Raw genomic sequence first — 9,376 nt, forward strand, 5'->3', positions numbered from 1 at the left:
CCGCCACACCGCTCACCCGCTGGCGACCCCTCGCCCGCCGCCCCACCTACCCGGCCGGGCAACCCCGCGTCCAACTCGACCACATCCTCGCCGACCGGCACGCCCTCGACCGGCTCCCACCCGTCACCGCCGTCCACACACCGCTGGCCACCATCTCCGACCACCGGCCCCTCGTCGTCGACCTCGGCTGACGCTCAACCCAGCCCGGCCTGCCGCCGCGCCGCCTCCACCGCATTACGGAACAACATCGCCACAGTCGTCGGACCCACCCCGCCCACACGCGGCGTGATCGCACCCGCCACCTCGGCACACGACTCGTCCACGTCCGGCAACAACCGCCGCCCCTCGTACCGCACCCCACCACCGACCACCACCGCACCCGGACGCACATGCTCCGGCCGCACGATCCCCGGCACCCCCGCCGCCGCGATCAGGATCTCCGCCCGCCGCGTGTACCGCGGCCAGTCCGCCACCCCCGTGTGCACCACAGTCACCGCAGCGTTCGCCGTCGGCCGCTTCTGCGCCAGCAACATCGCAAGCGGCCGACCCAACGTCGCACCCCGGCCCAGGATCACCACCTCCCGCCCCGCCACCGGCACACCGTGAAACGCCAGCAACGCCTCGATCCCCGCCGGCGTACACGGCAACGGACCCGGCAACCCCAACGCCAGCCGGCCCATGTTCACCGGATGCATCCCGTCCACGTCCTTGTCCGGATCCAGCACCGCCAACGCCCGGTCGTAGTCCAGATGACCCGGGATCGGATACTGCACCAGCACCCCGTGGACCGTGGCGTCCGCGTTGAAATCCGCCAGCACCGCATGCAGATCCGCCTGCGACGCCGACGCCGGCAGATGCACGTGCGGCGACACGAAACCCAACTCCGCCGCCTGGCGTTGCTTGATCCGGATATAACCCGCGCTCGCGTCGTCGTCACCCACCAGCACCGTCGCCAGCGCCGGCGTCACCCCCGCCGCACGCAACTCGGCCACCGACGCGGCGACCTCCGACAACACCCGCTCCGCCACCGGAGCACCCGGCAACAACCGCGCAGAAGACATACGACACCTCGCCCGCAGGGGCCCAGGCGGTCGACCCCCACGACGAGCTCCCCGATGGTTCACCCATCCCCGTGCCGCCAGTCGCGTTCCCCCTCAGCCTGCCACAGCCTCCGCCGCCACCGCATCCACCACCGCCTGCCACCCCGGCAACGCCGCCAGCAGACCGTCCGCCCGCCGCCGCCGATCCGCCGCCGACGCCACACCCAGATCCGCCAGCACCGCCTGGAACGCCGGCCGCAACGCCCGCTCCCGCTCCGGCGCCACCGCGCCCAACACCACATGACACCGCGCGTACGTCACCAGCACCCAGAACATCGCCTCCCGATGCCGCCCCGCCCCGATCAGCTCAACCGCACCGTCGAACACCATCGGACGCCCCGCCGCACCCAGATCCGCCCCGAACGCGAACCCCTCCCGCGGCAACCGCGCCACCTCGTCGAACACCACCGCCAACCCGGCCAGATGCGCCCGCACCCGCGCCGGACCCAACCCCACCCCGCCGCCGTCGAGCGTGTCCAGCAACCCCGGATACCGACCGGCGAACCCGAACCGCGACAACACGCGCTCCGCCCGCACGTACCGCCGCCGCACCGTCGGATCCACCAGCCCCGCCACCGCCGGCCACACCGCCAGCAACGACGTCGGAAACACCCACGCCAACACCTGCTCCGCGGTTGGCAGCTCGGCGTCGACCGCCCGCAACCCGGCCTCGATCCGCCGCCGCACACCCGCACACCGCGCCCGCACCCACACCGGATCCGCGAACCCCGCCGCCACCCGCTCCCGCACCGCGCCCAACCGGCCCGACGGATCCGCGATCACCCCATCGGTACGCAACATCGGCGCGAACACCCACGACCCCAGCACATCCTCCGGGCCGCCCAACTCCGCCCACGTGATCGTGCTGACCTCCAGCAGCACCCCCCGATGCACGAACTTGCCCACCTTCGCGCCGGGCTCCCGGCGCACCAGCAACACATCCACGTCCGACCACGGCGGCAACTGCGCGTCGTCCGGCAACCCCACAGTCGACCCGCTGAACAACGCCCCCTCGACCGCCGGATCGACGCGCATCCGCTCCCGTACCCACCCGGCCGCCACCGCCCGCGCCGCACCCACCCGCATCCGCCCGATCCTGCCAGCCCGGCAGACCGCCGCGCGGCCCTCACCGCGGCGGCGCCAACCCCGACAACGCCCGATTGGTGCGGTTCGCCGCCACCGCCGCCCGCTGCTGACCCGCCGTCACCTCGATGTACGTCTGCGACGACGCCAACGACGCATGCCCCAGCAACCGCATGATCTCCGCCGCGCTCGCCCCGTCCTCCGCCAACCGCGTCGCGAACGTGTGCCGCAGCGCGTGCAAGCGCGCGCCCCGGGGCACCCGGTCACCGATGCCCGCCCGCCGGTAACACGACTCCACCAGGTACTGCAGCCCACCCCGCCGCAACGCCTCACCGTGACGGTCCACCAGGAACGGAGAGTCCGGCCGCACACTGCGCGCCCCGAACCGGAGCCGCCGGCTGTCCAGATAACCCGCGAGCACCCGGTCCACGGAATCCTCGATCGGCACCGTACGCGGCCGCCCGCCCTTGCCCGCCACGTCCACCCGCCGCTCGCCGTCGCGCCCCGCCACCGACGACACCCGCAGCGCCAGCAGTTCCGACAGGCGCAACCCGGCGCACAACGCCAGCGCCAGCACCGCCAGGTCGCGCTCCGGCCACGGGTCACGCTGCCGGCCCTCCGCCCGGGCCACCGCCGCCAGCAGCTCCTCCGGGGTGTCCTCACCCCGCAGCGGTTTGGGCCGGGGGAGCGGCGTACGGGGCCGCCCCACTGCCGGCATCGGATTGCCCGGTACGACGCCCTCGGCCACCAGGAACGTGAAGAAACTGTTCCACGTCGACCAGGCACGATGGACCGAGGCGGCCGCGCGGGGAGCGGCGAACCGCGCGAACGCCGCGCGCATCACTCTGGGGGAGAGGGTGCTGATCGCAACCCGGTCCAGGGGGAGGGGAGTGGCGTCGCCGTCGGCGGCGATCAGCGCGGCCACCGCGGTCAGATCCCTCCGGTACGCGGCCAGGGTGTGGGGGGAGGGCTTGCGGGTGGCCCGGGCGGTCAGGAACTCTTCGATCAGAGAGCCTACCGTTTCGTCCGGTTTGTCATGCATAAGGGATATTATGCATGATTCTCGCGTTCCCGCCAGGAGGCCCTTTCGAGGGGGAGTGCAGTCGCTCGACCGATGATCGGCTCCACTGCGCCGAGGTGGCGGTAACCCGGGCGCTCCGATGCAGCCACATCGGCGTACTGGCGGCGGCAGTCACACCTGTCGGCACTCGGCTGGCGCAGAGAGGGCGGCGAAAGGGGCCGGCGCCCTCTCTGCTCCGGCGATCATGAAGTTGACCGCGGATGCTGTCCCATTTGTCGCCGCCAACCTCATGATCGCTGGAGCGGTGGATGGGTTGAGAGTGTGGCGTCGGCGGGCCGCGCCTAGGTGTGCGGTGCGACGGGGTAGCCGGCCGGACCTCCAAGTCCCGGAAGGTCAGCCGCCTCGCGAGGACGTCCGGGGAGGCCCGCCGGAGCTCTACTTGACATAATGTGCATTATCGAATCACGGCTCAGGAGGGCTTTACGTCTTCGCCGAGGGTGTCCGACATGACCTTCAGAAGCGCGGCCAGCCGTGGCTGGTGACCTCCGGCCTGCAGTCTCGCGAGTGCCGCGTCCACCTCTGCCTTGACCGCCTGCCGCTGCGACACCTGCCCCGAGTCGAGCGCCTTCTGGACTCGCGGTGTCAGGTCGGCCAACAACGTCAGGGCCTCCGTGTCCGGCGTATCCGCGTCGTCGGACAGTTCCGGGGCCTGCTGCCGGACGTCCGCGAATCGCCCTGCCCCGAACCGGGCCAGGGCGTCCGCCACGTCGTCCGCCGGCTGCCGCACCTGATCGAGGTCGAGCAGCTTCAGGGCCGGCCGCCCGTCGACCGGGCTCCGGCTGGTGAGCGGACGGTCGATCGTCGCGGCGGTGGCCGGCACCAGCAGCACCTTTGCGGCTCTCTGGTTCCGGCCACGGGACGGTAGCGGCTGGTCGAGCACGACAGCGTCGATCTCGGCCCATGCCACGAGCCGGTTGAGCCCGGCGACCCGCAGGTCCAGTCCGTCGGCTCCGATGCGGAACCGGAACGGCCTGAGCTGGTAGGCGACGAACAAGCCGGCCGACACCAGCCAGAGGCCGAGAAGGATCCATCGTCCGGTCGACGCGGAAGTGTGGTACAGCAGCGGGAGCACGCCGACTCCGAAGACCGTGAGGCCCCTCCACAGCTTCTCTCGGCTCCTACGCAGCTCCATGCCGGCACCTCGTCCCTTGTGGCCTGTCCTGGGAGGGGCCCTACATGGTGGCACGGGCGAGGCGCTCTCGTGATCATCCGAACGTCCCCGGAAAGACCAGCACCTCTCCCCTGCCTGCCGGTACGAAGATCAGCTCAGACCGGCTGCGGGTCGCGGCGCTCGGCCTCGCCGGGCTCCGGGGCTTCCTCGACGGCCCGCAGGTCGGGCATGGCGCGTACGGCGGGCGCGACGGCCGCGCCGACGGCGAGCGCCAGCATGACGGCCGCGAAGCTGCCGAACACCACCGGCGCCGGTACGCGGTCGATCAGCAGGCCGGACAGGGCCGGGCCGAACGGCGCCACGATCAGCGCGATGAAGCTGGTCGCGGCGTTCGCTCTCCCCTGCAGGTCGCCGGGGGTGAGCAGGGTCTGGAGGGTCAGCATGCTGATGTTGGCGGCCGGTACGACCAGGACGCAGGCGCCGGCCAGCGCACCGAGGACCAGTCCGTTGTCGGTGGTGGCCATCGCGGCGGTCAGCACGGCGCAGGCCCAGACGACGGCGAGGATCAGCCAGCGGGTGGGTACCCGGGCGGTCAGCCAGGAGGCGACGAGTGATCCGGCGACGGCGCCGAGGCCGACGCATGCCATGACGGTTCCGGCGGACAGGCCGGAGGCGCCGTTGCGGACCGGCACGACGATGATCGCCAGGAGGACGCCCGCGAACGCGAAGTTCAGGACGGCGCCGCAGAGCAGCGTGAACCGCAGCGACGGTTGCCGCCACAGGAACCGGACCCCGGCGACGGCCTGCCGGGGCAGGGACTCCCCCGGCGTGGTCGCCGACCGGCCGAGTGGGCCGCGCAGCAGGGCCACGGCGACCAGGGAGACGGCGTAGGAGAGCGCGTCGACGAGGAACGGCAGTGCCGGGGCGAGGCCGAACAGGAAGCCGCCGAGCGGCGGGCCGGCGAGGTGGACGACGCCGTTGCGGGTCTCGTTGAACACGGTGGCCGTACGCAGGTCCCGGGCTGGGACGACGGCGCGGGTGGCGGCCGCGGCGGCGGGTTGCAGCGCGGCGCCGAGGCCGGCGGTGGCGGCGGCGAGGACGGCGATGAGCAGGACTGGCGCGTGTCCGACGAGGGCGAGCACGGTGACGCCGGTGACGGCGAGCAGCGCGCCGGCGTCGCAGCAGAGCATGAGGATGCGCCGGTCGCGGCGGTCGGCGAGCAGGCCGGCGGGCAGGAGTACGAGGACCAGGGCGATGCCTTCGGCGAAGGCGACGAGGCCGGCGTCGGTGGCGGAGCCGGTGGTCAGCAGGACGAGCAGCGGCGTGGCGACGGCGGTGACCTGGGTGCCGAGTTTCGACGCGGTGCGGGCGACGGTGATGAGGAGGAAGTCGCGGTTGTGTCGTAGGCCGGTGGGCGGCATGGGGGCTCCGTGTGCGTGGTGGCGGGCGGGATGCCGGCTTCACCGGGCCGGGTTGACGACGGACCCGGGCGGGCGGTGGCCGCCCGCCCGGGTCGCCAGGCGGATCAGGTGTGGCTGGGGCTGGTGGCCCGTTCGCCACTGCCGTCTCAGCCGTTGCAGCAGGCGATGCTGATGCTGCTGGACTGCGGCGGGACCGCGTGGCGGGTGCCGTTCTGCGTGGCCATGGCCTGCAGGTTGAGGAGCTTCGTCATGGGGGTTCACCTCCTTCTCGGGTGTGGTGGGTTGGCCGTCGGTGGTTCCGACGGGGTCTGTGGGCGCCGGGCGGGGGTTCAGCTCGCGGCGAGGAGGTGGCCGGTGGGTGCGACGTGGGTGGGCGCGTCGAGGAAGGGCAGCGTCACGGCGGTGCGGTGCAGCGCGGCGTGCATGGCGGACAGGATTCCGGCGCCGCCGGCGGCGAGGTCGGTGGAGATGCGCAGCAGGGTGTCGCCGGGGAACGCGAGGTGGCCGTCGAGGGCGTAGGCGTGCCAGGCGAGGCGGGCCAGGTGCGCGGGGACGTGGTGGGGCGCGTCGTCGCGGACGAGTCCGACGGGGCCGTGCGGGGTGGCGCGGCGCGGTGGGTCGTCGGTGAGCAGGGCGGCGGTGGCGAGAAGTCCGGCGCGGCCGTGGAAGAGGCCGGGCAGCAGGACGAATTCGACGTCGATGGTGCGGCGGACGGTGGTGACGATGTCGCGCAGCCACTGGCGTTCGCCGTGGCGGAGCAGTGTGTGGGCGGTGACGGCGATGCCGGCGCTGCCTTCGTCGAGGTAGAACAGCCGTCGTGCGCCGTCGCGTACGTGGAGGTTGCCGTTGTCGTCGCGGACGGTGTGTTGCAGGTCGCGGCGCAGGGCGGTGCGGGCGGCGCGGAGCCAGGCGGGGTCGCCGGTGGTTTCGTGCAGGCGGGTGAGGAAGGTCGCGGGGCCGGACCAGCCGTGGAGCAGGCCGGGGCGGGTGGGTTCGGGTACGGGTTGCGTGGTGTCGCCGGTGAGGGTGCGGGCGAGTCGGTCGCCGATGTGCAGGGCGTCGTCGGGGGCGGGTCGGCCGGGGCGCAGCAGGGCGAGTCCGATGCCGGCGAGGCCGCTGTGCAGGCCGGGGCCGTAGCGGTGGTGCAGGCCGGTGCGACATCGGTCGAGCAGTTCGTCGGCGTCGTCGTGGCGTCCGGTGCGGTCGAGGAGGGCGGCGATGCCGGCCAGGCCGTCGTAGAGGCCGAGGTGGGCGGCGGGCAGGCGGCGGGCGGCGCGGGTGAGCCAGTCGAGGTGTTCGTCGCGTTCGGGGTAGTCGACGCCGGTGGTGACGAGTGCCCAGATGATGCCGGCGGCGCCGTGCGCGAGGGTGGCGCCGCCGTGCGGGAACTGGCCGGGGTCGCCGGGGAAGAGCCGGTCGGTGCGGTGTGGTGTGGCGGTGGCGCGGATGCCGGCGGCCAGGGATTCGATCAGCTGGCGCGGGTCGGCGGACCACTGGTGGCGGGTGACGCGGCGGCGGCCGGGCGCGGGTGGGTGCAGTGCGGTGCGCAGGTCGTCGCGGATGCGGTCGAGGTATCCGGGTGGTAGCGGGAAGCGCCGGGCGATCGTGAGGAGGTCGTCGAACTTGTCGTCGCTCAGGGCGGCGAGTGGTGTCAGTGGTACGAAGACGGCGAGGCGCAGGCAGGCGAGGGCGTAGGTGTCGACGGCGGTGCCTCGGCGGATGCGGGGGGTGGCGAAGCCGGGGTCGCCCAGTGAGGGGGTGAAGTCCTCGTCGGCGAGGTACGCCTGTTCGAAGTCGACGAGCACGATCCGGCCGTCGGGGCGGATCATGATGTTGGCGGTGTGCAGGTCGCCGAAGACCACTCCCCTGGCGTGTATCCGGGCCAGGGCTGCCTGGACCTGGTCGATGACGTCGAGTGCCCAGGTGGTGTAGTCGGTGAGGTCCTGCTCGGTGGGGTCGGGGTGGATGAGTGGGTGCCGCATGGCGAGGTGGTGTTGGAGGGTGTCGCCGTCGACGTGCTCTTCGACCAGGAACTGGTGTTCCCACCAGGTGAGGCGGTCGAGTAGTTGGGGTACGCAGTCGAGGCCGGCGAGGCGCCGCAGCATGGTCTCTTCGCGGCGCAGGCGGGTGAGCGCGTCGGTTCCGGCGCCGTCGAGTCCGGCGTGCGGGCGGGCTTCGCGCAGGACGACGGTGCGGCCGTCGCGCAGGTCGGTGGCGCGGTAGACGCCGCCGGCGTTGGAGTGGTGCAGGGCTTCCTCGATGCGGTAGGGCGGTTCGTCGTCCGTCTGCGCGTCGACAGCGGCGACGGCGGCGATGTGTTCGGCGACGAAGTCGGGCACGGGGGCCCAGTCGGGCACGGTGAAGACGGGTTCGCGGCGGTCGGGGACGAGGGTTCCGTCGGGGCGTGCGACGGCGGGGACGGGCTGGTCGCCGTCGACGCACCAGAGTTCGGCGAATCCGCCGTAGCGCAGGTAGAGGGGTCCGTCGTGCCAGCGCAGGTCGCTGAGGACGTAGGGGCCGCGGTATCCGGCGAGGCGGGCGCCGAGGTCGTCGAGGACGCGGCGCAGGGCGGTGTCGTCGGCCGGGTAGAGGGCGGCGAGTTTGCCGCTGCCGGCGCGGTGGGCGTACTTCTCGTTGTTGACCAGGGCGAGGCGGCGGCTGCGTTGGAACTTGAACGCGACCCGGTGGGTCACGCAGTGGTCGCGTACCAGGTCGAGGACGTCGGCGGCGTCGTCGAGGTTCACCGAGACGTGGACTTTCCAGCCCTGCTGGGGCAGCTGGGTGTGCGTGGGGTGCCACATGATCCAGCCGCCGTGTTCGGCGACGCGCCAGCCGTCGGGCGGGGTCTGGTCGGCCAGCGGGAACCGGCTCGCCGTGTCGGCGACGTACGCCGGTGAGTCGACGTGGACCGGGTCGGCGATCAGGAACGCTCCGGGCGTGGGCATGGCAAACCTCGCGGCCGTGACGAATGGGTTGGGTGTCCGGGGCGGTTCGGTGTGTTGCCGTTGTCGCCTGGACTGGTTCCATCGTGGTGGTAGCCGGCCGGTGCTGGCGTCCGGCCGTGGGGCGAGGTTCGGGGTCCGTCCCGGCCCGGTGGTGGGCGTCGGGGGTCCGTCTGGAAGTGGACACCGGATGTCACCCGGTACGGGGACGTCCGGCGGGCCGGTGTGGACCAGAATTTCTCGCGTACGCGGGCTGTTCGCCCGCATTTCCTTCTGTGGAGGTCTGTGATGAGGACCGAGGTCCAGTCGCCGCCGGTGGTGGTGTTCCTGCAGGCGCAGCGGCCGGCGGGGTGGGTGACCGTCGCGCGTGGGGTGCCGTTGGACGGACGGCGGTGTCTGCTGAGGACGGTGGGTGCGGGCCGGGCGCGTTCCGGCGACGCGGTGCGGCTGGTGGGGGTGGCCGGCGGGGACGCGCGGTCGCTCGCTGTCGCCGAGGTGTCGGTGTTGCACCGTGACGGGGCGGACCTGGTGATGGTGTCGCTGGCCGGTGCGACGGTTCCCGGTGGGCACGGCACTGATGCCTTGGCGGTGCGGCGGGTGCTGGCGTTGCTTCGCCGACGACGCCGACGGGCGGTGGC

At 72.8% G+C, this 9,376-nt stretch carries 7 protein-coding genes and 1 pseudogene; 2 read left to right on the plus strand and 6 right to left on the minus strand.

The features are described 5' to 3' along the window. Positions 1-191, plus strand: a pseudogene (locus MCBG_RS04120) (endonuclease); the annotation flags it as partial. Positions 192-194: 3 nt separating this feature from the next. On the opposite strand, the gene MCBG_RS04125 reads toward MCBG_RS04120, so the two are convergent. The 6 genes from MCBG_RS04125 to lanKC all read right to left on the minus strand — a co-directional run bounded on the left by MCBG_RS04125 (position 195) and on the right by lanKC (position 8,741). Next, positions 195-1,061: a bifunctional 5,10-methylenetetrahydrofolate dehydrogenase/5,10-methenyltetrahydrofolate cyclohydrolase gene (locus MCBG_RS04125; protein WP_043324007.1), complete on the minus strand. Its 867-nt coding sequence runs from the start codon at positions 1,059-1,061 to the stop codon at positions 195-197. Between the two features lie 93 nt (positions 1,062-1,154). Next, positions 1,155-2,087, minus strand: a complete 933-nt coding sequence (locus MCBG_RS04130) for a hypothetical protein (RefSeq protein WP_223201058.1) — start codon at positions 2,085-2,087, stop codon at positions 1,155-1,157. A 139-nt stretch (positions 2,088-2,226) separates the two neighbouring features. Further along, entirely contained in the window at positions 2,227-3,225 is a 999-nt protein-coding gene (locus MCBG_RS04135) for a tyrosine-type recombinase/integrase (RefSeq protein ID WP_043324010.1), read from the minus strand. Between the two features lie 448 nt (positions 3,226-3,673). Beyond that, positions 3,674-4,396: a hypothetical protein gene (locus MCBG_RS04140; RefSeq protein WP_140946316.1), complete on the minus strand. Its 723-nt coding sequence runs from the start codon at positions 4,394-4,396 to the stop codon at positions 3,674-3,676. 134 nt (positions 4,397-4,530) lie between these two features. Continuing rightward, on the minus strand, positions 4,531-5,796 hold the full coding sequence (locus MCBG_RS04145; RefSeq protein WP_051610940.1) for an MFS transporter: 1,266 nt from the start codon (positions 5,794-5,796) through the stop codon (positions 4,531-4,533). Between the two features lie 329 nt (positions 5,797-6,125). Beyond that, positions 6,126-8,741, minus strand: coding sequence for a class III lanthionine synthetase LanKC (lanKC, locus tag MCBG_RS04150; RefSeq protein ID WP_051610942.1), 2,616 nt, complete (start codon positions 8,739-8,741; stop codon positions 6,126-6,128). Between the two features lie 285 nt (positions 8,742-9,026). On the opposite strand from lanKC, the gene MCBG_RS32875 reads away from it, so the two are divergent. Then, positions 9,027-9,376, plus strand: a 350-nt coding sequence (locus MCBG_RS32875; RefSeq protein WP_043324013.1) for a hypothetical protein, incomplete at its 3' end; no start/stop codon positions are given.

The sequence above is a fragment of the Micromonospora sp. M42 genome, from assembly GCF_000568915.1.
Taxonomy (GTDB): Bacteria; Actinomycetota; Actinomycetes; order Mycobacteriales; family Micromonosporaceae; genus Micromonospora; species Micromonospora chalcea.

Bases quoted from the DNA above. Each gene is read 5' to 3' on its own strand.
- lanKC (WP_051610942.1), bottom strand. From the start codon at position 8,741: ATGCCCACGCCCGGAGCGTTCCTGATCGCCGACCCGGTCCACGTCGAC.
- MCBG_RS04125 (WP_043324007.1), bottom strand. From the start codon at position 1,061: ATGTCTTCTGCGCGGTTGTTGCCGGGTGCTCCGGTGGCGGAGCGGGTG.
- MCBG_RS04135 (WP_043324010.1), bottom strand. From the start codon at position 3,225: ATGCATGACAAACCGGACGAAACGGTAGGCTCTCTGATCGAAGAGTTC.
- MCBG_RS04145 (WP_051610940.1), bottom strand. From the start codon at position 5,796: ATGCCGCCCACCGGCCTACGACACAACCGCGACTTCCTCCTCATCACC.
- MCBG_RS04140 (WP_140946316.1), bottom strand. From the start codon at position 4,396: ATGGAGCTGCGTAGGAGCCGAGAGAAGCTGTGGAGGGGCCTCACGGTC.